At 67.8% G+C, this 22860-nt stretch carries 25 protein-coding genes; 10 read left to right on the top strand and 15 right to left on the bottom strand.

All coding sequences use genetic code 11. From position 1 onward, the window contains the following. Nucleotides 1-23 precede the first annotated feature (23 nt). The gene (locus tag CLM74_RS15695; RefSeq protein ID WP_025879161.1) at nt 24-290 is read left to right on the top strand and encodes a DksA/TraR family C4-type zinc finger protein; all 267 of its coding nucleotides are present in this window, start codon (nt 24-26) and stop codon (nt 288-290) included. 646 nt (nt 291-936) lie between these two features. Here the strand turns inward: CLM74_RS15695 and CLM74_RS15685 are convergent. Together CLM74_RS15685 and CLM74_RS15680 are read right to left on the bottom strand one after the other, a co-directional pair. Then, nucleotides 937-1530, bottom strand: a complete 594-nt coding sequence (locus CLM74_RS15685) for a mechanosensitive ion channel family protein (RefSeq protein ID WP_105164470.1) — start codon at nt 1528-1530, stop codon at nt 937-939. Between the two features lie 35 nt (nt 1531-1565). Next, nucleotides 1566-1745, bottom strand: a complete 180-nt coding sequence (locus CLM74_RS15680; RefSeq protein ID WP_025879068.1) for a hypothetical protein — start codon at nt 1743-1745, stop codon at nt 1566-1568. A 126-nt stretch (nt 1746-1871) separates the two neighbouring features. Between CLM74_RS15680 and CLM74_RS15675 the strand changes: the two genes are divergently transcribed. From CLM74_RS15675 to CLM74_RS15665, 3 genes are read left to right on the top strand one after another with little or no spacing between them, the layout of a single operon-like run. Next, the gene (locus CLM74_RS15675; protein ID WP_105164469.1) at nt 1872-2450 is read left to right on the top strand and encodes an RNA polymerase sigma factor; all 579 of its coding nucleotides are present in this window, start codon (nt 1872-1874) and stop codon (nt 2448-2450) included. Next, nucleotides 2447-2971 (top strand): hypothetical protein, encoded by a 525-nt coding sequence (locus CLM74_RS15670; RefSeq protein ID WP_032977117.1) that lies wholly within the window; start codon nt 2447-2449, stop codon nt 2969-2971. The genes CLM74_RS15675 and CLM74_RS15670 overlap by 4 nt, the downstream gene beginning before the upstream one ends. A gap of 12 nt (nt 2972-2983) precedes the next feature. Further along, complete coding sequence (locus tag CLM74_RS15665) at nt 2984-3862, top strand: DUF4097 family beta strand repeat-containing protein (protein ID WP_025879071.1); 879 nt, start codon at nt 2984-2986, stop codon at nt 3860-3862. 49 nt (nt 3863-3911) lie between these two features. Here CLM74_RS15665 and CLM74_RS15660 read toward each other — a convergent pair whose 3' ends face one another. The 3 genes from CLM74_RS15660 to CLM74_RS15650 form a co-directional block, all read right to left on the bottom strand. Continuing rightward, a complete protein-coding gene (locus tag CLM74_RS15660) occupies nt 3912-4094 on the bottom strand; it encodes a hypothetical protein (RefSeq protein WP_025879072.1) in 183 nt (60 codons plus the stop codon). Nucleotides 4095-4105: 11 nt separating this feature from the next. Then, a complete protein-coding gene (locus CLM74_RS15655; protein WP_025879073.1) occupies nt 4106-4357 on the bottom strand; it encodes a YkgJ family cysteine cluster protein in 252 nt (83 codons plus the stop codon). A gap of 272 nt (nt 4358-4629) precedes the next feature. Further along, complete coding sequence (locus tag CLM74_RS15650) at nt 4630-5991, bottom strand: Hsp70 family protein (protein ID WP_105164468.1); 1362 nt, start codon at nt 5989-5991, stop codon at nt 4630-4632. 179 nt (nt 5992-6170) lie between these two features. Here CLM74_RS15650 and CLM74_RS15645 point away from each other — a divergent pair, with 179 nt between their 5' ends. After that, a complete protein-coding gene (locus CLM74_RS15645) occupies nt 6171-6506 on the top strand; it encodes a zinc ribbon domain-containing protein YjdM (RefSeq protein ID WP_025879075.1) in 336 nt (111 codons plus the stop codon). A gap of 7 nt (nt 6507-6513) precedes the next feature. Here the strand turns inward: CLM74_RS15645 and CLM74_RS15640 are convergent, their stop codons facing one another. Next, complete coding sequence (locus tag CLM74_RS15640; protein ID WP_105165036.1) at nt 6514-7671, bottom strand: transglutaminase-like domain-containing protein; 1158 nt, start codon at nt 7669-7671, stop codon at nt 6514-6516. 229 nt (nt 7672-7900) lie between these two features. Here CLM74_RS15640 and CLM74_RS15635 point away from each other — a divergent pair, with 229 nt between their 5' ends. The 4 genes from CLM74_RS15635 to CLM74_RS15620 all read left to right on the top strand — a co-directional run bounded on the left by CLM74_RS15635 (nt 7901) and on the right by CLM74_RS15620 (nt 10777). After that, nucleotides 7901-8503 (top strand): hypothetical protein, encoded by a 603-nt coding sequence (locus CLM74_RS15635; RefSeq protein ID WP_025879077.1) that lies wholly within the window; start codon nt 7901-7903, stop codon nt 8501-8503. A gap of 49 nt (nt 8504-8552) precedes the next feature. Further along, nucleotides 8553-8732, top strand: a complete 180-nt coding sequence (locus CLM74_RS15630; RefSeq protein ID WP_032952129.1) for an oxidoreductase-like domain-containing protein — start codon at nt 8553-8555, stop codon at nt 8730-8732. Beyond that, the gene (locus CLM74_RS15625) at nt 8729-9346 is read left to right on the top strand and encodes a DUF998 domain-containing protein (RefSeq protein ID WP_105164467.1); all 618 of its coding nucleotides are present in this window, start codon (nt 8729-8731) and stop codon (nt 9344-9346) included. The genes CLM74_RS15630 and CLM74_RS15625 overlap by 4 nt, the downstream gene beginning before the upstream one ends. Before the next feature lie 96 nt (nt 9347-9442). Beyond that, nucleotides 9443-10777 (top strand): AcvB/VirJ family lysyl-phosphatidylglycerol hydrolase, encoded by a 1335-nt coding sequence (locus CLM74_RS15620; RefSeq protein WP_325051173.1) that lies wholly within the window; start codon nt 9443-9445, stop codon nt 10775-10777. A gap of 94 nt (nt 10778-10871) precedes the next feature. Here the strand turns inward: CLM74_RS15620 and mprF are convergent, their stop codons facing one another. Next, entirely contained in the window at nt 10872-13436 is a 2565-nt protein-coding gene (gene mprF, locus CLM74_RS15615) for a bifunctional lysylphosphatidylglycerol flippase/synthetase MprF (protein WP_105164465.1), read from the bottom strand. A 192-nt stretch (nt 13437-13628) separates the two neighbouring features. Between mprF and CLM74_RS15610 the strand changes: the two genes are divergently transcribed. Continuing rightward, on the top strand, nt 13629-13976 hold the full coding sequence (locus CLM74_RS15610; protein WP_025879081.1) for a RidA family protein: 348 nt from the start codon (nt 13629-13631) through the stop codon (nt 13974-13976). 82 nt (nt 13977-14058) lie between these two features. Here the strand turns inward: CLM74_RS15610 and CLM74_RS15605 are convergent, their stop codons facing one another. The 8 genes from CLM74_RS15605 to CLM74_RS15570 all read right to left on the bottom strand — a co-directional run bounded on the left by CLM74_RS15605 (nt 14059) and on the right by CLM74_RS15570 (nt 22798). Beyond that, nucleotides 14059-14433 carry a hypothetical protein gene (locus CLM74_RS15605; RefSeq protein WP_033831714.1) on the bottom strand — a complete coding sequence of 125 codons (375 nt, stop codon included), beginning with the start codon at nt 14431-14433 and terminating at the stop codon, nt 14059-14061. A gap of 812 nt (nt 14434-15245) precedes the next feature. Next, a complete protein-coding gene (rnfB, locus tag CLM74_RS15600; protein ID WP_105164464.1) occupies nt 15246-15659 on the bottom strand; it encodes an Rnf electron transport complex subunit RnfB in 414 nt (137 codons plus the stop codon). Between the two features lie 24 nt (nt 15660-15683). Continuing rightward, nucleotides 15684-16274: an HAD family hydrolase gene (locus CLM74_RS15595; protein WP_025879084.1), complete on the bottom strand. Its 591-nt coding sequence runs from the start codon at nt 16272-16274 to the stop codon at nt 15684-15686. Between the two features lie 76 nt (nt 16275-16350). Next, entirely contained in the window at nt 16351-18441 is a 2091-nt protein-coding gene (metG, locus tag CLM74_RS15590) for a methionine--tRNA ligase (RefSeq protein WP_105165035.1), read from the bottom strand. 102 nt (nt 18442-18543) lie between these two features. Then, nucleotides 18544-18993: a DUF2147 domain-containing protein gene (locus CLM74_RS15585; protein WP_025879086.1), complete on the bottom strand. Its 450-nt coding sequence runs from the start codon at nt 18991-18993 to the stop codon at nt 18544-18546. Nucleotides 18994-19366: 373 nt separating this feature from the next. Further along, nucleotides 19367-19771, bottom strand: coding sequence for a VOC family protein (locus CLM74_RS15580; protein ID WP_025879087.1), 405 nt, complete (start codon nt 19769-19771; stop codon nt 19367-19369). Beyond that, on the bottom strand, nt 19768-20838 hold the full coding sequence (locus tag CLM74_RS15575; RefSeq protein WP_105164463.1) for a serine hydrolase domain-containing protein: 1071 nt from the start codon (nt 20836-20838) through the stop codon (nt 19768-19770). Before CLM74_RS15575 ends, CLM74_RS15580 begins: the two co-directional genes overlap by 4 nt. Nucleotides 20839-20854: 16 nt before the next feature. Beyond that, nucleotides 20855-22798, bottom strand: coding sequence for a DUF885 family protein (locus CLM74_RS15570; RefSeq protein WP_105164462.1), 1944 nt, complete (start codon nt 22796-22798; stop codon nt 20855-20857). Nucleotides 22799-22860: the final 62 nt, after the last annotated feature.

The following is a 22860-nucleotide window of genomic DNA, read 5'->3' as shown; positions in this document are numbered from 1 at the left end:
CGACACACCTGCGGAGGATGGCCATGGCTACCGGTTGGGCCGGAGATGGCGCGGTCCAGGACCAGATCGACGCCACCGTCGACGATGCGATTGCCCGCGCGCGGCGCCAGCTGCGCCAGGGCCCGGGTCTGGAACACTGTGAGGAATGCGACGCGCCGATTCCCTTGGCGCGGCGTCAGGCAGTGCCTGGCGTACGGCTGTGCGTGAACTGTCAGCAGGCGCACGACGAAGAGGAACAGGCGCAGAGTGGCTACAACCGCCGGGGCAGCAAGGACAGCCAACTGCGGTAAGGGTGTTCGGCAGGGCTGGGCCCTGCACCCGCGGTAGTGCCGGCCGCTGGCCGGCAACCTTGAGAGCAACAGCAACAGCAAGAGCAAGAGCGGCATTCCGTGGGATGGCGGGGCGGTGTGGGGTTGCAGGACACGCCGTAAACCCCGCTCCGCGGTCCGGCCCAGCCGCTGGCGGCTGTGCGTTCGGGCGCTTGCGAAGCAGTGCTTCGCAAGCAAAGCGCCCTCACCCTTGGGGGCTCGATGGCGCCATCCATGGCGCCAACGGTCCTGCAGCCCCACACCACCCCGCCTCTGACAGTTTCCAGGGGTCTGTTGGATCCACGCCATGCGTGGATGAATTCCGATGGAAATCGAATATTTCGATATTGGATCGAAGAGCATCCACGCATGGCGTGGATCTACGTGTCGACCAAGGTCGACACCTACCAACAGCAGCCGGGAATTGTCGAAGGCGGGGCGCTGTGGGTTTGCGGGGTGTGAGCGGCATGGATGCCGCGACCAAGCCTCCAGGGATGGATTCACGGCGTCCCCGCACACCCACAGTGCCCCGCCATCCCACGGAATGCCGGCTTTTGACGTTGACGTTGACGTTGCCTTGGTTTGAAGGCCTCTGCGGGTGCAGGGCGCAGCCCTGCCGAACACCCCCTCAGCCGTCGCCCTGGATGCCGCCGGGCGCCTGCGTCGGGTCGCGCCAGCGCCGCACCGTGCGCTGGAAGAACAGGTTGTTCGGCAGCTGCAGCACCGTGCCCTCGTGGCCGTTGCCGGTTTCCTGCAGCGTGGTGTAGATCAGGTTCACGTCGATTACCCGGCCCTTCAGCCCGGGCTTTTCGCCGTTCTCCAGCACTTCGATGTAGTCATGCAGGCGGAACGGTCGCGTGGTGAAGATCAGCAGCGTGCAGAAGATGTTGGACAGCACGCTCCAGGCCGCGAAGAACGCCACCGCGCCCACCGCAGCGAAACCGGTGAAGGCCGTCCACAGCACCGAGGGCGATGCGCCGAGCAGGCTGAGGATGTACAGCACCGCGCTGAAATAGACCACGAAGCTGGTGATCCGGCGCGCGCCCATCACCATTTCCTGCGGCAGCGTGTAGTGGTCGGCGAAGCGGCGGATCAGGCGCCGCGCCAGCACCCGCAGCAGCCAAGCGGCGAGCAGGGTGATCAGGATCTGCAGGGCGATCCCGATGTCATGCAGCCAGGGGTGGGTCCAGGCGGGCAGGTGGTCCTTCAGCGACAACATCATGGGGCGACAACGTGTGACGGAAACGGGGCTTGATGTTACCCGGCGCGTGTCGACGTTTCGACCGCCTGTGCCCAGGCAAGACAGACAAGGTCCTGTTTGTGCTGCTGCACGCAGGCGCGGCCGCTTTCGGCACGCCAGTGCAGGGAAACGTCGAACGCCTGCAGCAGCATGCAGGCCGCGATCGCCAGCAGGGCGGCGCAGGAAGGGCTGGACATGGGAGGCTCCTGGCCGGGCAGGCCTGCGGGGGACCTGTGATGGATGCAGCCAGGCGCGAAAAGGTTGCAACCGAAAAGCGCTCCGGAAGATCTAAACCTTTTTCCGGCAGGCCGCATCCAACGGATATGCTCGACACCACCATGCCCGCGCCGCCTGCCGCCAACGACGTCGTCGACGAAACCGCCTTGGTACGTGCAGCGGCGGCCGGCGATACCGCTGCCTATGAACAGCTGTATCGGCAGCATGCGCCGCGGGTGTTTGCCACCCTGTGGCGGCTGTGTGGCGGGCAGCAGGCGCGTGCCGAGGATGCACTGCAGGAAGCGTTCCTGCAGGCATGGAAGGCACTGTCCGGCTTCCGTTTCGAGAGCAGCCTGTCGACCTGGCTGCATCGGTTGGGAGTGAACGCCGCGCTGATGGAACTGCGCGGTCGTGCCGCCGGGCATGACCACGACAGCCTGGACGACGTGGACGGTGGGCTACCGGAGATGGCGGTGCATGACGGCTGCGCCGGCACCGAACGCGACCTGGAACGCGCGTTGGCGACCCTGCCGCCGCGCGCGCGTGCGGTCTTGGTGCTGCACGATATCGAAGGCTGGAAACACCATGAAATCGCCGGCCAGCTGCAGATGGCGGTCGGCAGTTCCAAAGCACAGCTGCATCGCGCGCGTGGCCTGCTGCGTGCGCGCCTGGGAGACATGACATGAGTACGCACGACCCCGATCACGACCTGCTGGCGCGCCTGCGCGCCCTTCCCGCAGAACGCAGTGCCCCGGCTGATGGTTGGGAACGCCTGTCGGCGCGGTTGCCACCCCGCGAACCGGTTGCCGTGCAGGCGCCGGTGGACAACGTGGTGGCCTTGCCACTGCGCACCCGTCGACGCTGGTGGCTGCCGGTTGGCGCGGCGTTGGCAGCCAGCCTCGCGCTCTACGCGGTGGCGCCGTGGCGGCACGCGCCCGAGTCGCTGCCTGCACCCAGCGGCCTGCAGCTGCAGGCCGATGCGATGACCGAACAGTACCGGCAGGCAGTGGCGTCGCTGCCTGATGGCACTGCGCCGGAGTGGCAGCCCGCGCTGCATGAACTGGATCGCAGTGCGGAACAGATCCGCGCCGCGATGGCGCAGGACCCGCGTGCGCCGCACCTGCTTGGACAGCTCAAGCGGACCTATGCGCTGCGGCTCGAACTGACCCGGCAGGCGGCCCAGGCCGCCTCCGGTCTGACAACCTGAGGAGCCCCCCCGATGCGAACCCTTTTCCCGATCTGCGCGGCCCTGCTGCTGGTGCCCGCAATGGCGCTGGCTGATACACGCGTCGATGAACGTCACAATGTTGCTGCAGGCGGCCGCATCGAACTGAGCAACGTCGCTGGCAAGGTGACTGTACGCGGCTGGGACCGCAATGACGTGCAGCTCACCGGCACGCTCAGCGACGGCCTGCAGCTGCGCCAGGAAAAGAGTGCCAACCGGGTGCGCTGGGAAATCGAGTATCCGCGACGCGGCAACAATGGCGGCGCCACCTTGACCCTCAACGTGCCGCGCTCGGTGGAGCTGCTGCTGAGCACGGTCAGTGCCGACCAGGACATCAGTGGCGTGGACGTGCGGCGGCTGCAGGCAGATACCGTCAGCGGCAACCTTGCCGCCGCCGGTCGTAGTGGCGACAGCGTGCTCAATACGGTCAGCGGCAATGTCACTGCGCGGTTGCAGACCCCGCGGCTGGACGTGAACACGGTCAGCGGCCGGATCGAGGCTGGCGGGGGCGTTTCCGGGGAGATCGGGGCGCAGACGGTGTCTGGCCGGGTAGGCGTCGATGCCGGTCGCATCCAGCGCCTGGTGGTGGAGACGGTATCCGGAGGCATCGACCTGTCGGCGACGGCACTGGCACCAGGCGGGCGCATCAACGTCGAGTCGGTCAGTGCCTCGGTCAGCCTGCGCCTGCCGCGCACGGTGTCGGCGCAGCTGTCAGTGAACAGCTTCAGCGGGTCGATCAACAGCGACGCCGGCAAGGTGGAGCGGCCGCGCTATGGGCCGGGCAGCAGCCTGGATGCGCGGCTGGGCAGCGGCGACGGCGATATCCGCGTGCAGTCGCACTCGGGTAGTGTGCAGGTGCGCCTGGACCGCTGAGCGCGGCCCGGCAGGCCGCGGCGGCAGCGCCGCCGCGGTCGGGGGAGGGTCAGCTGGCTTTCTTCAGCGCCCAGGTGGTACCGAGAACTTCAATCTTGCCACCGCTCTTGCGGAACGCGGCCAGGTCGGAGGCGATCGAGTCGCTGTTGACCACGGTGCTGGCGGATGCGCCCTTGCGTTCGCTGCGGATGCTGTTGCTGGCCTTCGCGGGGGTCTTTGCCTTGCGGGGCATGGTTGCTCCTGTCAGGTGGAAGGGGAGGAAAGCGCGCAGGATTCAGCCTGGCGCAGGTAGTCCTGCCGCTCGCGGCGGCAGTCGTCGCCGCCCATCGAAAACTGGCGGCAGATCGCCGGGCGCTGCGAATAGATCGTGCAGCGCAGGTGATACGGATCGATCGCCGCGCACCAGCCTTCCTCGTTGCGCGCCATCACGGCACGGCCGTGAGCGTCGCGCGACAGGAACTGGCCGGGCACGTGGTCGCCGGGCTGCAGCAGCACCGGCAACCGGCAACAGACCGCGTCACAACGGCGGCAGTCGATGGGTGCTGGTTCAGCGTCAGGTTGTACGGCCACAGGGGCCTGGCGGGTGCCCAAAGCGGGTCTCGATGGCGGCTCGGGTAATACGCGGACCATGATCGAGCCAGAGGGCATGGTCGCCAGACCCGCTGGGCGGGTCAGGCTGCACCATGGGTACACACACCGGCGAGGCCAGCGGAAGGTGCAGCGGTTTTCTAGCCGACCAAGGGTAGCTCAGACCGCGTAACGTTTTGTTAATCCCGGCTGGCTGCCGCCAGCGCGAGGCCCTGGACGACCCCCAGCGAAGGCTCGCCGTGCACCATCCGGGCGCCCGGGAACGCCTCGGCAGCGGCCTGCCGCAGGTAGCCGGCGCGGGACATGCCGCCGGTCAGGAACACCGCGTCAGGGTCGCCGCCGATGTCGCTGCGGACCTGGGCCAGCAGTTCGCGGATCTGGCTCAGGTAGCCATGGGCGGCGGCGGCCAGGCCGTCGGCGCTGTTGTCCACGTGCAGGTCGCGGGCGATGTAATCCAGCGTGCTGCGGTGTTCGCTGGCACCGCTGAGGGCGATCTTGGCGCGCTCGACATCGCGGTACAGGCGGGCGGTGTTGCCGGTGTCCTGCAGCGCCTGCAGGCGCGCGCCCCACGGCGCGTCGACGTTGTCGTAGTTGTGCTGGCGGAACTCGCGCTGGCGGGTCATGTCCTGCACGGTGGCCGCTTCCACGTAGTGGTGGGTGGGCACGCGGGTGATGCCGCGGCCGAACAGCGGCATGTAGCCGGACAGGCTCAGGGCCAGGTCGATATCGGTGCCGCCGCGGGCAATACCCCAGGCACGGTGGATGCGCGGGGCCTGGCTGCCGCCCACTTCGGCGTGCGCGATATCGGTGGTGCCGCCGCCGATATCGACGATCACCGCCTGATGGCGATCGCGGCTTTCAGCGTGGTAATGCATCGCTGCGGCGGCAGGCTCTTCAAGGAAATCGATGTGGTCGAAGCCGGCCTGGCCGGCCGCTTCGCGCAGGATGTCCAGGGCCTGGTCGTTGCCGGCCTCGCCGATCGAACTGCGGAACTGCACCGGGCGGCCGAGCAGGGCGCTGCGCAGCGGCTGGCCGAGCTGGGCGCTGGCGGTCAAGCGGATGTGTTCGAGGATGTGCGCGGCAATGCCGGTGATGGTCTGCCGCGCGCGTGGGTGCAGGTTGTAGCCGAGCATGGACTTCGGGCTCTGCACGAGGTTGCCTTCGTGCTCCTCGAAGTACGCTTCCAGCGCGTCGTCGCCATAGACGGCGTTCTGCAGCAGGTCGCTGGCGCTGCGTTCCTTTCCGGCGCGAGCCTCCATCCATTCCCGGCGCAGGGCGCGCAGTGCCTCGCGGCGCAGGGCCTGCGGCGTGCGCTCCTGGCCAGCGGCGCGGGCTGCACGGGCGGCGCTGTCGATCAGCTGCTGCAGTTCGCGTTCCTGCCCGGCGTCGAGCTGGAAATCGTCCGGGTCGGGCACCACGCCGGGGAAGTACACGCTGGTGCGGAACTGCTCGGCCTCGCCGAAGCGGATCGGCAGCAGCTTCCCATCACGCACGATGGCGGCGGCGGAGTTGCTGGTACCGAAGTCGATGCCGAGGCGCATGGGGAGGTCCGGGGACGATCAGGGGCCGCGCACTCTGCTGGAGTTTGCCGCGCGCTGCAAGTTCCGGTGCCTGCCTCGGGCGGGGTGGGGCGAGGTCCGGTCCGGACCGACGTCGGAAAATGAACGAAAAGGCCGGGCGGTTACAATGGCCGCTGTTGATTCATTTTGAGGTACTTGCAATGTCTTCTGTTCCCGCCTGCCCGCAGTGCACCCTGGAAAACACCTATGCCGATGGCGCGCTGTGGATCTGCGCCGACTGCGGCTTCGAGTGGACGGCCGAAGAAGGTACCGGTTCGACCCTGGTCGTGCGTGACAGCAACGGCAATACCCTGCAGACCGGCGACACCGTCACCGTGATCAAGGACCTGAAGGTCAAGGGCTCCTCAATCCCGCTCAAGCAGGGCACCGTGATCCGCAACATCCGCCTGGTCGAAGACGATGCCGAGCACATCGAGGGCAACTCGGACAAGATCAAGGGCCTGGTGCTGAAGACCTGCTTCCTCAAGAAGGCCTGATCGCGCCTCAGCGCTTGGCCTGCTGCGCCCGCCAGCGGGCCAGGCTGTCCAGCTTGGCCTGGTAGCGTGCCTGCTGCATTGATCCGCCCAGTTCCTGCGCCCGCAGCAGTTCGCGGTCCGCACGCTGCAGCCGGCCCGTCAAGAAATACACCCGCGCCAGGCCGAAGTGGAACTGGTGCGCGGTGTCGTACAGGCGCACCGCCCGCCGGTAGTACGTGATCGCCTTGTCCAGGTCGCCAGCGCGTTCGGCCTGGGCACCCTGCATGTACTGCGCGAACGGGTCCTCGCGCTGCACCGACTGCAGCTTCTTCTGCATGGCTTCCGCCTGCGCCGTCATGCCCAGCTTGCGATAAAGCGCACTGGCGTTGTTCAGCGCTGCACTCTGGCGTCCGTCCAGGCGCAACGCCGTGTCCAACGCCGTGCGTGCCGCCTGGTCATCGCCCAGGCGGTTGTCGAGCACGCCGATGTTGTTCCATGTCGAGGCGAACTCCGGGTCCTGCCCCAGCGCGGCATCGAAGAAGGCACGTGCTCCGCTCAGGTCGCCATCGGCCAGCTGCTCCGCGCCCCGGTTGTTGTAGTAGTGCGCCAGCGCCCGTTCGCGGCCAATCGGTTGCGGCCCATGGCGGTCGTACAGCACGTTGCGATCCAGGTCGACCGTACCGTAGCGGCCACCGACATCCACGCCGGCGTTGACGTGCCCGACGTTGTAGACAACGCCCTGGTCCTGGTCCTGGTACCACGACACCACCTGGCCGACTTCCTGCACCCGCGCCTGGATGCCGGCCTCACGGGCGAGGGTGACGAACAGCAGGGTGAAGGCGAGGCAGTTGGCGCGCTGGTGCTGCCAGATCTCGCTGACGGTGTAGGTCGCATCGGCGTCGTACTGCAGGTCCAGGCCGTGCTGGCTGAAGATCATCTCCACCAGCGCCTGCAGGCGCTGGTCGCGCGAGTAGCTGCGGCTGATCACCTGCTTCTGCAGCATCTCGCGCATCGCCGGCGGGATCGCGAGCACCTGTTCGGGTGTCGGCACGCTGGCGGCGGTGACCTTTACGGTGGAGATGGTCGGGATGGCGGGCGCAGCGGCTGGAGCATCCTGCGCGGACAGGGCTGGCGCGCCGAGCGCAGCCAGTGACAGGAGAAAGCATCGGGCGGCAAGACGGCGCATGACGGTTTCCGGCAGCGGCGGGCGCTCCCGCCTGCGGCCAGTGTAGACCTGCATGTGGCGGTCCGCATCCACCGGCGATCAGCGCTGCGCTTCGTCCACAGCCGGTGTGGACCAGCACGCGACAAACCTGTGGACAACTGTCCTGCGCCCTTGCCCGGCACGGGATGTGAGTGGCTGGTGAAAAAACAGCCAGCTTGCCCGGCGGTGCCAAGGGCGGGATCATCCCTGCATGGACTTCGCCCCGCTGACTCTCGCTCCCGCGCATTGGCAGGCACTGCAGGATGCCTATGCGACGCCACCGCGCGCCTACCACCACTTCGGCCATGTGCGCGCGGTGCTGCAGCATTGCCAGGAGGTGGCTGCAGGTCCGGGCTGGCAGCAGCCGGCCGAGGTTTATCTGGCAGTGCTGTACCACGATGCGATCTACCAGGCCGGCCGCAAGGACAATGAGGCCAGGTCGGCCGCGCTGGCCCTGCAGGCGATCGCGGACTGGCCCGAGCTCGCATCGGTCGATGCCGGCCGGGTCGAGCAGTTGATCCTGCTCACCGCCCGCCATGGCGAGCTGGGCCCGGCCGATGTCGATGCCGAAGCGGCGCTGTTCCTCGACTGCGACATGGCGATCCTGGCGGCACCCGAGGAGGTGTTTGCCGCGTATGACCGCGGCGTGGCCGAAGAGTACAAAGGCGTGGTGCCGGGCTTCCTGTACCGCGCCGGACGCCGCCGCTTCCTGCAGGGGCTGCTGCGCGCGCCGCGGATCTTCCTCAGCGACTTTTTCGACCAGCAGCTTGATGCCGCCGCGCGAGCCAACCTGCGCCGCCAACTGGGCGCCTGAGCGCGCCGCTACACTACCCACCTGCCATTGCGTGGTGTTGTTTGCAGCCGTGACCGTCTCCGATACTCCTGCCGATCCCCGTCCACTGCCCCCGGAAGAACCCGGTCCCAACGAGTGCTGCGGCAGTGGCTGCCCGTTGTGCGTGCTCGACCTGTACACCGAGGAGCTGCAGCGTTACCGCAAGGCGCTGGCTGAGTGGCTGGCACGGCATCCGGACGCTGGCCCATGACGCGGGCCCGTCCGGCCGCGACGCTGGCGCTGGTGGCACTGCTGTTGTTCGTGGCGACCGCGTTGTGGACGCAGTTCGCGCGGGCCGATCTGGATTGGGTGAAGGCCACCTTGAGCCTGTACCTGCATGGGCCGTGGGGCCTGGCGCTGCGCAGCGCCTACTGCCTGCTGGCACTGGCCATCGCCGTGCTCGGCATCGCGTTGTATCGGCACAGCGTGGGGCCGCGGCGCAGCGCAGCGGCACCGTTGTTGTTCTGCGTGGCCGCCGTTGGCCTGGCCACCGTCTCCATCGGTGACAGCTGGCTGCCTGCGGCAACGCCGTTGCTGGCGCCGTTGATCCACGGCCTGGCCGCCAATACCGCCTTCCTGTGCGCCAGCGTCGGCATGCTGCTGCAGGCCTGGTACCTGCGCCGCGAGCCAGGCTGGCGGAGCAGTGCGGCGCTGTTGTGGGGCTGGGCATGGCTGGCCTTCGTGCTGCTGTGGGTACACGTGCTGTGGCGCGGTGGCCCACCCCGTGGGCTGGGGCAGAAACTGGTGATCGCGGTGATCGTCGGCTGGCTGCTGTGGTTGGCGCTGGCGCTGTATCGCCGCGGGCGTACCGCCGGCACCCGCTGAATCAACCACCTGCCTGATTGCAGGGCGCCTGTACCGGTACGTGCCGTGCACGCAGCGGCGGCGTATCGTGTGCGCATTCCAACGGGATGCGAAACGATGCGTGCAGGGCTGGGCAGGGCGATGGGACTGGTGTTGGCGCTGGCGGCGGTGCCAGCGGTGGCGTCAGTGCAGCAGGTCAGCCATGGACGTTTCGATCAGGTGCCGGTGCATGTTCCGGCCGGGGCACCGCAACGGGTGGTGATCTGGTTCCATGACGGCGCCGATGCCGATGACAGCCGCATGCCGATTGAAGCGCTGCGCGCCGATGGTGCACTGGTCGCATCGGTGGATGTGGCCCACCTGCGTGGCGTGCTCAAGCGCGAAGGCAACAGCAGCTGCGCGTTCGGCGCGGGCGATGTCGAGAATTTCTCGCGTTGGGTACAGGCGTTCCTGCATCTGCCGGGGTATCACCTGCCGTTGGTCGGCGGCAGCGGCGAAGGCGCCGAACTGGCCTATGCGCTGGCAGCGCAGGCCGACACCCAGGTCTTTGCCGGCCTGCTGACCTCGGGATTCTGCCCGGCACATGTGCACGAGCGCATGGTCTGCGGTGATGGCGTGAAGCACGACCGCCTGCAGCCCAGCGAACTGAATTTCCCGTGGTTGAACGCGGCCGGCGCGCCGGGGTGTTCGACCAACAGCGCTGGCCCGTTCGTGCAGCAGGTTGCAATGGCGCGTGAATTCAAGCGCACCGCCGCTGGCGATGCGACACCGGGGCTGGTGGCCGCCGCGCGGGTGATCGGCGCACAGGCCGGGGTCGCGCTGGCACCGCCGCCGGATGCCCTGAAGGGGCTGCCGGTAGTGGAAGTGCCGGCGCAGGGCAGCGGTGACACCTTGGCGGTGTTCGTTTCCGGCGATGGCGGCTGGGCCGGCCTGGACAAGGACGTGGCCGGCGCCCTGGCCGAACATGGCGTGGCGGTGGTTGGCATCGATTCGCTGCGTTATTTCTGGAGCGAACGTACGCCGCAGGGATTCGCTGTCGATCTGCAGAAGATCATCGGCCACTACCGCAAGCAATGGCAGCGCGACAAGGTGATGCTGGTCGGTTTCTCGCAGGGCGCCGACGTGCTGCCGGCCACCATCAACCAGCTTGATGCAGGCACCCGCGCCGGCCTCGAACGCATCGTGCTGCTGTCGGTGGGCAGGAATGCCGACTTTGAATTCCATGTCAGCAACTGGCTGGGCGGCGGTGGCGGCGGCCTGCCGATCGCGCCGGAAGTGGCGAAGCTGCCGGCGGCCAGGACCCTGTGCGTGTACGGCGACAAGGACGAGGATGCGCTGTGCCCCGATCTGCCGGTCAACGACGGCGTGCACAAGGTCAAGTTGCCGGGTGACCATCACTTCGGCGGTGACTACGATCGCCTGGCCGAGGTGATCCTCAAGGGCGGCGTGTAATCGGCCTCATGGGACCACCGCCGGGCATGGCCCGGCGCTACCCGTGCGGACGATCCATCAGGTAGCGCCGGGCCATGCCCGGCGGATTGGGGCGTCAGCTGCGCCGCGGGTCCAGCGAGATCAGCCGCGTGGCATCCAGCAGGGCGGCGGGCAGATGCATGCCGCCGGGCGCGGCCAGGTAGCGCGGTCGCCACTGCGGATCGAACTTCGACTTGAACCTGCGCAGGCCGCTGAAGCCATAGAAGCGCTCGCCATGCCGTGCGAGCAGGCCGGCCAGGCGGTTCCAGCGACCGGCCAGACGGTGCTGGGCCAGGCCGGACAGCGGCGCCATGCCCAGCGAGAACCGTGCGTAGCCCTGCGCGCGGCCCCACAGGAACAGCTCGATGAACAGGAAATCCATCGTGCCCTTCGGTGCATCGCTGACATGACGCATCAGATCCACCGACAGTTCGGCGCCCGCCGGTGCCTGCCACAGGTTGGCAAAGGCCACGATCCGACCTTCAGCTTCGACCAGGGCGATCGGGAAACGCACGAGATAGTCCGGGTCGTAGCTGCCCAGCGAGAAGCCCTTCTCGTCGCCTGACTTGTCCTCCAGCCAGGCGTTGGAAATCGCATGCAGGCGTGGCAGCAGGGCAGGGATCTCTTCCGCCGGTGCTACGCGGAAGGACAGCCCGCCGCGCTTGCCGCGGTTCCAGGCTTGCCGCAGGTCGGCGCGCTCGCGGCCTTCCAGGCCGAAGTCGTGCAGCGGCACCATGGCCTCTTCGCCCAGCTTGACCAGGCCCAGGCCGAGATCGAGATAGGTCTGCCAATACGCCTCACCCACCTGGTAGAACACCGGGCGCAGTCCGAGCCGGTCGGCTTCTTCGCGGAAGCGCCAGATCAGTGCGCGCGCCACCTCCGGTGGCCCGACCGGATCGCCCATCGCGATCAGCGAGCCGCCGTAGCGCTGCATCATCACAAAGCCCTTGTGCTGCTCATCGCGCAGCACCGCCTTGTCGGCAGTCAGCACCAGGCAGGCCTGGGTGTCGGTGGCGCCGGCCAGCACCGGTGCCAGCGCCTGCAGGGTTGCGTCGTCGGCAGGCGGCAGCGGGCTGCGCGTGCTGTGCAGCAGCCGCGCCAGGCCGAACATCACCAGCGCCATCGCCACCAGCAGCAGTGCACGCAGCGCGCGCGGCGCATTGCCGGACACGGCGAACTGCCACCACAGCTCGTTCTGGTATTCGACGTGGCTGTAAGTGAAGAACAGCAGCCACGTCACCGCCACCAGCACCAGGCCGAGGTTGCGCAGCCATGGCCACGACCAGGCTTCGTCCAGCAGCGCGCCCTGGCGATAGAACTCGCGACGTGCTGCCCACAGCGCCATCGCCACCAGCAACGCCGACAAGGCGATCAGCGGTTGCCCACCGCGCAGCCAGATCGGCAGCGGCGCGATCACGCAGATCGCCATCGCCAGCATCCAGGCCGCGTGGCTGCGGCGGGCCAGGCCCTGGCCGATCAGCAGCAGGGCGACGCCGGCCAGGCTGCCGATCAGGTGCGAGGTTTCCAGGATCGGCAGCGAGGCATTGATCAGGTGCCGTCGCGGTGTGGGCAGGGTGCCGTCGATGACCAGCGCGGCACCGACACTGAAGGCGGCCAGCGCGATGATCTGCGGCAACCACGGACGCAGCGCGTACCAGCCGGCGCGGGTGGCACCTGCGCTGGCCTGCAGCGGCTGCCGCAGCGCGGGCGCCAGGGCCAGCACAGTCGCCAGCAGCAGCGGCAGCACGTAGTAGCTGACGCGGTAGATCAATGCCGCCGCCAGCACCGCAGCCGGCGCTACCTGCGGCAGCAGCTTCAGCAGGCTCCACTCGAACACGCCAAGGCCGGCCGGTACCGTCGACACCAGGCCGGCCAGCACGGCGACCAGATACAGGCCGACGAAACCGGGCAGGCCGGTCGGCGTGGAATCGGGCAGCAGCACATAGAACGCGGCACTGGCCAGGACCAGTTCGACCACGCTCAACACGGTGACCCCGAGCATGGTGCGCCGGTCGGGCAGCCACAGGCCATGGCCGAAGATGCGGAACTGGCGACCGTTGCGGCCGACCAGGACGAAGGTGGCCGCATAGGCGAGCAGCGCGACGATGCCGACCACGCGCACCGCGCCGGGGTCCAGCGGCAGCGCAAGCGCGGCAGCTGCCGGCTCCATGCACAGCGCAACGCCGATCAGCAGCCACGCGCCGAAGATGAAGCCGAGCGTGCTCATCAGCACCACCTGGCCGATCTGCGCCAGGTCCAGGCCGGCACTGCGGTAGCCGCGCAGGCGCACTGCGCCGCCGGTGAGGGCGGCAAAGCCCACGGTCTGGCCCAGGGTGTGGGCGAGGAAGGCGGTGATGCCGATCCGTGCCGGGTGCACGCGGATACCACTGCGGCGCAGGCCGATCGCATCGAAGCCGATCAGGCAGGCGTAGCTGGCCAGGCCGAGCAGCACGGTCAGCGCGATCTGCGCAGCGCTGAGCTCGCGGAAGGCCTGGCGGATGGCGCGGTAGCCATGCTCGTCGAATTCGCCGGCCAGCCCATGCAGGGCCAGCGCGAGGATCAACAGCGGGACGACGATGGTGACGACCCGCTTCCAGGTCGGTGTGGAAGGGGAGGCAGTGGAATCGGTGGGTGCGGTCATCGGCGCAAGGGTGCGTCAGAAAGGGCGAGGGCGGTGTCAACGCAGGCGTGGCGCATCGTGCGCCTGTCCACGCCGTTTGACCAGCACTGCCGCTGTGCTGGTGGTGGCGGTATCCAGTGGCCGCACCGGGCACACACTTCCAACGCCGGCTGGGTGAGAATGCAGTCCAGACCACCCGCAGGAGCCACGCCCATGATGGAGCGTTACGACGTCGGACCGCGCATGTCCGAGATGACCGTGTACAACAAGGTCGCCTACCTTTCCGGCCAGATTCCGGAAGACACCAGCCAGGACATAACCGGCCAGACCCGGCAGGTGCTGGCCGAGATCGACAAGCTGCTGGCGCTGGTGGCCAGTGACCGCCAGCACGTGCTGCGTGCGGAGATCTTCCTGGCCGACATGGCCGATTTCGAGGGCATGAACAAGGCGTGGGACGAGTGGGTGGTGGAGGGCGCGACCCCGGCCCGCGCCACGGTTGAAGCCAAGCTTGCGCACGCCGAATGGAAGGTCGAAATCATCGTTACGGCGGCAGTGCCGTAATGAGCGGACAGGGGTCAGATCCCGTTTCCTCCGGAAAAGGGATCTGACCCCGTTTGCCGAATGGCTGACGCTGCAACATCCGTTACAGCTGCGGCTGCAGTCGTGTGCTTGCCTGCGTGCACAAGGCCAGGCAGGCCAGCATCAGGCCTTCCATGACCCGGTCGCCGACGTACTCCTCCGGCGCGCCATTCTGCCGGGTGCGTTCGGCGGCCAGCAGGACCTCCTGCACCACGCGCAGCCCGGCCAGCGCGCAATCGGCATCGGCCAGCGCCATGCACCGGCTGGGAAGTTGATGCCGCTCCGGCCACGGCTGACCGTCAGCGGCGGCGCCGGTACCGATGCGCCGCAGGGTCGCAACCAGCGTGGTGGGATCAAGCGATGGCGACGGTTCCGTGTCCTCGTCGGCGTCTGCCGGGCCGAGGTAGGCGTGCAGATGGGGGAAATCCGATGCGTTCATGGCAAGGCTCCGTGCAGGACAGACGGTAGCCGCCACTCAAAGGTGGCGGACGGAGACGTGGCTCGAAAACCGGGACGCAAGACGAAACCGGTGGACCCGAAAGCCCCCACGCCCCGCCCGCCATGACCGGCAGACGGATTGCCAGCCGGCGCCACGCAAGGTGACGCCGGCTGGCAAGCGTAAACAACATCTTGCGTCGCGGGTTTTCGACACCCGGCCACCCTTTTTCGGCGGCTCACCATCTGTAAACCCGTCGTAGCGGAATGCCAATCAGACAAGTTGCAATGCCCGCAACGTCAGGAGGTTTCCGGCATTTTTGCATGCTGTTAAGCCGCCTCGAACGCAGGTGGCGCCACGGTCGCGATAGACCGAGCAATCTGCGACATGCATCGTGATTCGATAGTCGCCAGCGTGCGCAGGCAAGGTCGATTGCGACGACGGTTCATGACATCGGACAGATAGTGCGGACCAAGGTCCGCACCCACCAACACCCCAGCCATAGCATTGCAGTTGCTCGCCCGTCCGCCGCGAACAGCTGTCAGGGGCTGGTGGGCGGGGGCAAGCGGGACCGTTGGCGCCATGGGCCAGGCGCATGCGCCTGGCGGGTTGGGCAGGACGCCCAACCCAGGTCTTGCCGTGTGCGCAGGATAGCGCACACGAGCAAGGCGCCATCGAGCCCCCATGGATGGGTTCACGGCGTGTCCCGCTTGCCCCCGCCCACCCGCCCAGATCATCAAACCCAGGCAGCCGACGCTCCCAGCTGTTGCCGTTGCTCTCAGCGCAACGCGACGCCGCGGCGTCGCAAAAAAAACCTACACCAACACCAGCTCGATGCAATCCACCGGACAAGGTGGAATACACAACTCGCACCCCGTGCACAGATCCGCAATCACCGTGTGCATGTACTTCGCCCCGCCGACGATCGCATCCACCGGGCACGCCTGTATGCACTTGGTGCAACCGATGCAGTCAGCCTCCACGATCAACGCCACCTGCGGCGCCTTGTGCTCGCCCCGCGATCGATCAAACGGCAGCGCCGGCACACCCAGCACCTGCGCCAACGCCCGCGCACCGGCATCGCCGCCCGGCGGACAACGATCCACGCCAGCCTCGCCACGTGCCATCGCCTGCGCATACGGGCGACAGCCGTCGTAGCCGCATTGCCCGCATTGGGTCTGCGGCAGCAAGCGGTCCAGGCGTTCGGTCAGGGGTGGAATCAGGCTCATGCGTGGCGAAGGCTGCGCGTGTGGTTACTTCAGGGGTTTGCCGCGGTACCAGCGCTCGTGCGCCAGGGCCAGCATCGGACGATCCTCGGCGCTGTCACCGTAGGCATGGATGCGTGTGTAGCGTGACAGATCGAACTGGCGACGGATGTGCTCGACCTTGCGTGGGCCACAATCGCCACCGGCGTAGCGGCCGGTCAGGCGTCCGCTTTCGCTTTCCAGCCGATTGCAGATCAGCTGCAGGCCCAGTTGTTCGCACCATGGCCGCAGGTACAGGTCCAGTGAACCGGATACCACCACCACGGTGTGCTGCTGCTCCTTGTGCCAGCGGATCTGCTCCAGCATTTCCGGGCGCACGACATCGGGCAGGAACTCGCGGGAGAAGCCCGCAGCCAGCGTCTCGATGTCATCGGCGTGGCGCTCGCTGAAGGTCAACCGGGTCACCCGTGCGCGGATGCGCTCGGCGGAGATCAGTTTCAGCTTGTAGGCCAGCAGCCACGGGCCGACTTTCCACCAGGCCTGTGCCAGCTGTTCGGCGGTGGCGACCCGGCGCAGGAAGCGGCCATAGGTGTCGCAGGTGGTGACAGTGTGGTCGAAGTCGAACAGCGCCAGTTCCAACGCAGCATCTCCCATCACGGTACCTCCCTTCGCGGTGCTCATGACCGGGCGCGGCCAGGGCCGCGCCCGTACTGCATCAACGAACCGGCATGCCCGGCTGCGCGCCGCTGTCGGCGTCCAGCAGCGCCAGCGCGCCGCCATCGAAACCGGCAGACAGGATCATGCCTTCGCTCAGGCCGAAGCGCATCTTGCGCGGTGCCAGGTTGGCGATGAACACCACGCTGCGGCCGACCAGGGCTTCCGGCTCGCCGTAGCTGGCGCGGATGCCGGAGAAGATCTGGCGCTTGCCGAGGTCGCCGGCATCCAGTTCGAAACGCAGCAGCTTGTCCGAGCCTTCCACGAACTCGCACACCAGCACCTTGCCGATGCGCAGGTCGAGCTTGGCGAAGTCGTCGATGCCGATGTAGGCCGGCGCGTCGGCGCTCTTTGCTTCGTCCTTGGCCACCACCGGTGCGGCAGGCTTGCTTGCTTCAACCTTGGCAGCGGGGGCGGCGGGGGCGGCGGGGGCAGCGGCGGTCAGGGTGTCCTTGGAGGCGTCGATCATGGCGTCAATCTTCTTCGGGTCGATACGGGTGAACAGCGGGGTGTAGTCGGTGATGCGGTGGCCCAGCAGCGGCTGCGCCAGCTCGGTCCAGTCATTCACCGGCGCGGCCAGGAAGGCCTCGGCCTGCGCCGCGGTGGCCGGCAGCACCGGCTTCAGGGCGGTGACCAGTACGCGGAACAGGTTCAGGCCCTGGCTGCAGACCGCCTGCAGCTGCGCATCGGCGCCTTCCTGCTTGGCGATCACCCACGGCTTGACGTCGTCGATGTAGCGGTTGGCTTCGTCGGCCAGGGTCATGGTCAGGCGGATTGCCGCGGCCGGGTCGTTGCGCTCGTACGCCTCACGGATCGGCGCCAGGCCATCGACGAAGCGCTGGTACTGCGCCGCGTCGGGCAGCTGCGCGGCCAACTGGCCATCGAAGCGCTTGCTGATGAAACCGGCGCAGCGGCTGGCGAGGTTGACGAACTTGCCGACCAGATCGGCGTTGACGCGCGCGATGAAGTCGCCCAGGTTCAGGTCGAGGTCGTCGACGCCGCCACCGGATTTGGCGGCGAAGTAGTAACGCAGTGCCTCCGGCTCCAGGCCGGCATCGAGGAACGTACGCGCCATCACGAAGGTGCCGCGCGACTTGCTCATCTTCGCGCCATCGACGGTCAGGTAGCCGTTGACGTGCAGGCGGGTCGGCGCGCGGTGGCCGGTGCCGTGCAGCACCGCCGGCCAGAACAGGCCATGGAAATTGACGATGTCCTTGCCGAGGAAATGATGCAGCTCGGTGCTGGTGCCCGCGCGCAGGTGCGCTTCGAAGTCCTCGCCGATCCTGCTGCACAGGGTCTGGAAGCTGGACAGGTAGCCGATCGGCGCGTCCAGCCAGACGTAGAAGTACTTGCCCGGCTGGCCGGGAATCTCGAAACCGAAGTACGGCGCATCGCGTGAGATGTCCCACGCACGCAGGCCGCCTTCGGCGTTGAGCCATTCACCCAGCTTGGCCTTCACGCCCGGCAGGGCGACATCGCCGGCCAGCCAGTCGCGCAGGAAGCCGTCGAAGTGGCCGACCTCGAAGAAGAAGTGCTCCGAATCGCGCATTTCCGGGGTGGCCCCGGAGATCACCGAGCGCGGCTCCTTCAGGTCGGTCGGCGCATAGGTGGCGCCGCAGACCTCGCAGTTGTCGCCATACTGGTCGGCGCTGCCGCAGTTCGGGCAGATGCCCTTGACGTAGCGGTCGGGCAGGAACATGCCCTTGGCCGGGTCGTAGAACTGCGCCACCGAACGGCGGCTGATGTGGCCGGCCGCTTCCAGCTTCAGGTAGAACGCTTCGGTCAGCGCCTTGTTGGCGGCGGAATTGGTCGAGTCGTAATGGTCGAAGGCGACGCCGAAAGCGGCGAAATCGCGCTCGTGGCTGGCCTGGATGTTGGCGATGAAGGTTTCCGGGGTGACCCCGGCCTTTTCCGCAGCCAGCATGATCGGCGTGCCGTGGGTGTCGTCGGCGCACACGAACCAGGCCTTGCCGCCACTCATTCGACGCGCCCGCACCCAGATGTCAGCCTGGATGTAGCCGACCAGGTGGCCCAGGTGCAGTGGGCCGTTGGCGTAGGGCAGGGCGGTGGTGACGAGCGCGGTACGGGTCATGGTCACGGGGTGCAGCCAGGGGGAACCGGGGATTATCGCATGCCCGCAACGCGGTGACCCGGCCGGAGCCGGGTCACCAGGGCATTGCCGGGGCCGTGACGCTTACTCGCGGACCCAGGTCTGCGCGCGGCAGATGAAGGCGATGCAGCCGGACACGTCCAGCTTGCCGCCACCCGGCTGCAGCTCGATCTTCGAGCGATAGGTCTTGCCGTTGGCCGGGTCGAGGATGGTGCCACCGGACCACTTGCTGGTGGTGCCCTTGTCCTGGCTCAGGTTCCAGAGAATGGTCATGCCCTTCACCGGCTTGTTCTTGTTGGCGCCCTCGCAACCATCGCAGACCGGGTTCGGGCCCTTGTCCGAGTGCAGGATCTCGACCACCTTGCCGGACAGCGTGCCGTTGGCGGCCTGGCTGATCTCGACGATCGACTTCACCTTGCCGGTCTTGTCGTCGATGGTCTTCCAGCGGCCGGCGGCACTGTCGGCGGCCTGCGCGGAAAGCGCGGCCAGGCACAGCGGCAGCGCCAGCAGCAGGGTCTTGAAGGTCTTGCGCATGGTCCCCTCCCAGGGTTCATTCCGGCACGATGCCGGTACGGGTCGACTGTATACCCATTCGGCGGGGTATGGGGAAGGGGGGCTTTGGCCGGGCTGCGCCCGGCACCCGCTACGGCAACGGCAACGGCAACGGCAACGGCGTGCATTCCGTGGGATGGCGGGGTGGGTCCGGTTGCGGGGGACGCCGTAAACCCGTCCTTGGGGGCTTGGCCGCGGCATCCATGCCGCGGACACCCCCGCAACCGGACCCACCCCGCCTTCGACAGGTTCCGCGATCGGTTGGAATGGCGTTGCCTGCTCTTGGTGGGTGTCGACCTTGGTCGACACGCAGATCCATGCCATGCGTGGATGAATTTCCGCGATTGAAAATCGCTCAACCGATCTCGTACAGCTCCAGCGGTAGGTCGTCGGGGTCGGCGAAGAAGGTGAAGCGGCGGCCGGTGTACTCGTCCACGCGGATCGGTTCGCATTCGACGCCGTGGCGGGCCAGGCGTTCGACGAAGGGTTCCAGCGCGGCTACCCGGAACGCGAGATGGCGCAGGCCCTGGGCTTCGGGGCGGCTGGGCCGTGCGGGGGGCGAGGGGAAGGAGAACAGTTCCAGCTGGCCGCCATCGGGCAGGGCCAGGTCCAGTTTCCACGAGTCGCGTGCCGCGCGGTGGTTCTCGGCCAGTATGCGCAGGCCCAGCACGCGCACGTAGAAGTCTTTCGAGCGGGCGTAGTCGCTGCAGATCAGTGCGGCATGGTGGATGCCCAGCAGGCCGGTGGTCGTGGTGGTCATTGCAGGGTGTCCAGCCAGCGCCGGGCGATCTTCAGCGCCAGCGGATAGGGTTCGGGGGCGTTGCGGTTGCTCAGCACGATGACTGTCAGGCGCTTGTCCGGGTAGCGCAGGATCACGTTGCGGAAGCCGATGCTCTCGCCGCTGTGCCAGTGCATGCGGCCGTTCAGCCGCCAGCCGAAGCCGTAGTGCGGTACGTCCGCTTCGGTGGTGGCGGTGGCCGGGCTGAACATGGCCTTGCGTGATGCGGCCGACAGCAGGCGGTCGTCGTACAGGGCCGCGTCCCAGCGGGCGAGGTCGTCCAGCGAGGAGTAGATGCCACCATCGCCGAGCACGGCGCTGGTGGTGCTCTGGTCGGTACGTTGCCAACGTCCGTCAACTTCGCTGTAGCCATAGGCACGCTGCGCGACCTGGTCGACCCCGTCCTGGTGGGCCACTGTGTGCGCCATGCCCAGCGGCTGGAAAATGCGCTGCTGCAGGAAGCTGGCAAAGTCGCTGCCGGCGGCGCGGCCGACGATCAGCGCCAGCAGTGCGTAGCCGCTGTTGCTGTAGCGGTACTGGCTGCCGGGTGCGAAGGCGAGTCGATCTTCGCGGGCCAACAGCGCCAGCACATCGGTGTCGTGCACCTGCCGGGTGTCGGCAGGGTCCATCAGGTCTTCGTAGTCCAGCAGGCCGCTGGTGTGCGACAGCAACTGGCGCAGGGTGATGCCGGCAGCAGCGGGCGGCAGTTCCGGCAGCCAGTGCCGCGCGGGCTGGTTCAGCGCCAGGCGACCGTCCTCGACCAGCAACAGCACCGCCGCAGCGGTGAACTGCTTGCTGACCGAGGCCAGGCGGAAGTTGCTGGCCGGCGTGACTGCGCTGCCATCTTCAACCACGGCCAGGCCGTAGCCGCGACGGAACACCGGCTGCCCGTCGTGCAGCACCAGCACCGCTGCGCCCGGCACCTGGCCGTCGTAGGCCTGCATCAGTCCATCGATGCCTGCATCCGGCGGTGCCTGCGGTGCCGCTGCCAACGCTATCGACGGCAGCAGAGCGAGAACCGTGGCACACAGCAGGGCGGCAGGGCGCATGGCAGCTCCTTGGCGGTCAGGGCGCGGGCGCAGGCGTTGCAGCGGCCGGCTGCGCCAGCCAGCGTTCGATCTTGTGGTCCAGTACATCCAGCGGCATCGAACCGTCCTTCAGCACTTCGGCATGGAAGCGGCGCAGGTCGAACGCAGCGCCCTGGCGCGCCTTGGCCTTGTCGCGCAGGGCGATGATCGTGGTCAGGCCGGCGACGTTGGACAGCGCCTGCCCAGGCTGGGCCATGATGCGTTCCACTTCCGCGTTGGCATCGTCAGCGCTCATGTCCACGGTTTTCTGCAGATAGGTGACGGCCTGCTGCTTGCTCCAGCCCTGCGCATGCACGCCGGTATCGGCGACCACGCGCGCGGCGCGCAGCAGGCGCGAATACAGATAGCCGATGCGGTCGTACGGATCGGTGTACGCGCCGAGCTCGTCGCCCAGGGTTTCCGCGTACAGGCCCCAGCCTTCGACGAAGGCGAGGTCACCACCGAGGCGGCGGAAGCGCGGCAGCTTGGTCAGTTCCTGCTGCAGGCCCAGCTGCACATGGTGGCCGGGAATGGCTTCGTGCAGGTACTGCACCGGCACGTTCCAGCGCTTGCGGCTGGGCAGGTCGCGGGTGTTGACGAACAGCACGCCGGGTTGTCCCGGCGGCGACGGCTGGTAGGAGGCTGCGGCGGCGGTCATGGCACGCTCCGGTTCCACTGCACGGATCTGCAGCGGCGCCTTCGGCAGGGTGTCCAGTACCTGCGGCAGGCGTGCATCGACCTGCTGCTGCACCTGCCGGTAACGGTTGAGCAGCGCGTTGGCATCGCTGTACTGGAACTGGCGGTCGTTGCGCATGCTGCGCAGCAGCTTGGCCTGCGAACTGCGCAGCTTGCCGTCGCGCATCACCGTGGTGATCTGCGCCTGCAGCTCCTGCACACGCTGCTCGCCCAGCGCATGCAGCTGCGCGGCGGTCTGCTGGCTGGCGGTGGTCTGCACGATCAGGTTGGCGTACCAGGCCTGGCCGTCGGGAAGTGCGCCAAGGCCGCTGCTGCTGCGCGTGGCAGGCAGGTATTCGGTGGCGATGAAGCCACGCAGGGCGCGGTAGGCCGGCATGATGCGCAGTTCGATCATGCGCTTGTACTCGGCGCTGATGCGCGCCTTGTCTTCGGCGGAGATGGACTCGGGCATGGTCCGGATCGGCGACCAGAAGATGCTCTCTTCGGCGGTCGGCTTGATCACCGCGTCCAGCTGCGGCAGTACCTTTTCCATCAGGTCGCGCGGCTGCACCACGCCGGCCTTCACGCCCTGGCGCATGTTGTCGATGGCCTGCTCGAACAGGTCGGGGATGCCCAGCGAGCGTCGCGACCAGGTGTCGTAGTCCTTGGCCGTATTGAACGGCTGTGCGCCAGCACCGGCGCCGAGGATGGCCATGATGCTGCCGACGTTGTAGTACTGGCTGATCGGCATCATCCAGCTCGGATAACGTTCGGCGGCCAGCGAAGCGCGGGCATCACGCACGAAGATCTCGTAGCTGAGCAGGTCCTGCCCCTGCAGGCCGTCGCTGCCGATCTTCTCGACCTTGCCCAGCCATTCGGTGGTGAAGTCGTGCGATTGCTGGCGCCACGCGGCAGAAAGGATGTTGGGCAGCTGGTCGTTGTAGCGCGGCTCGCCCTGGAAGGTGGCCTGCAGCGGGTTCAACCGCATGGAGGCATCCCAGTATTCGTCGTACAGCCGCTCCAGCTGCACCTGCTTGGGCACCGCACGGGCAGGGGCGACCGGGCGCGGCGCGGCGCGGCGCGCCGAACTGCCGCGGGCGGGCGTGGTGGCACGTGTGCCGGCGCGGGCCTTCGGCTTGGCCGCCTGGCGGGTCTGCGCGGCGGCGGGGCGGCTGCCCTTCTTCTTCGCTGCTTCGGCCGGCGGAACGGCGCTGAACAGGAACAACGCGGCGATGGCGGCGGCCAGGACGCGGGGGGAATACGGCATCAAGAAGCTTCCGTGGAACACAGACCGTGGAGCTTGCACGATCCGCGCGCGTACGGCCAGCG

It is taken from the genome of Stenotrophomonas sp. MYb57 (assembly GCF_002966815.1).
Lineage (GTDB): Bacteria > Pseudomonadota > Gammaproteobacteria > Xanthomonadales > Xanthomonadaceae > Stenotrophomonas > Stenotrophomonas indicatrix.
Note: the sequence above shows the minus strand (reverse complement) of the source record. Positions and strands in the feature narration are given on the sequence as shown.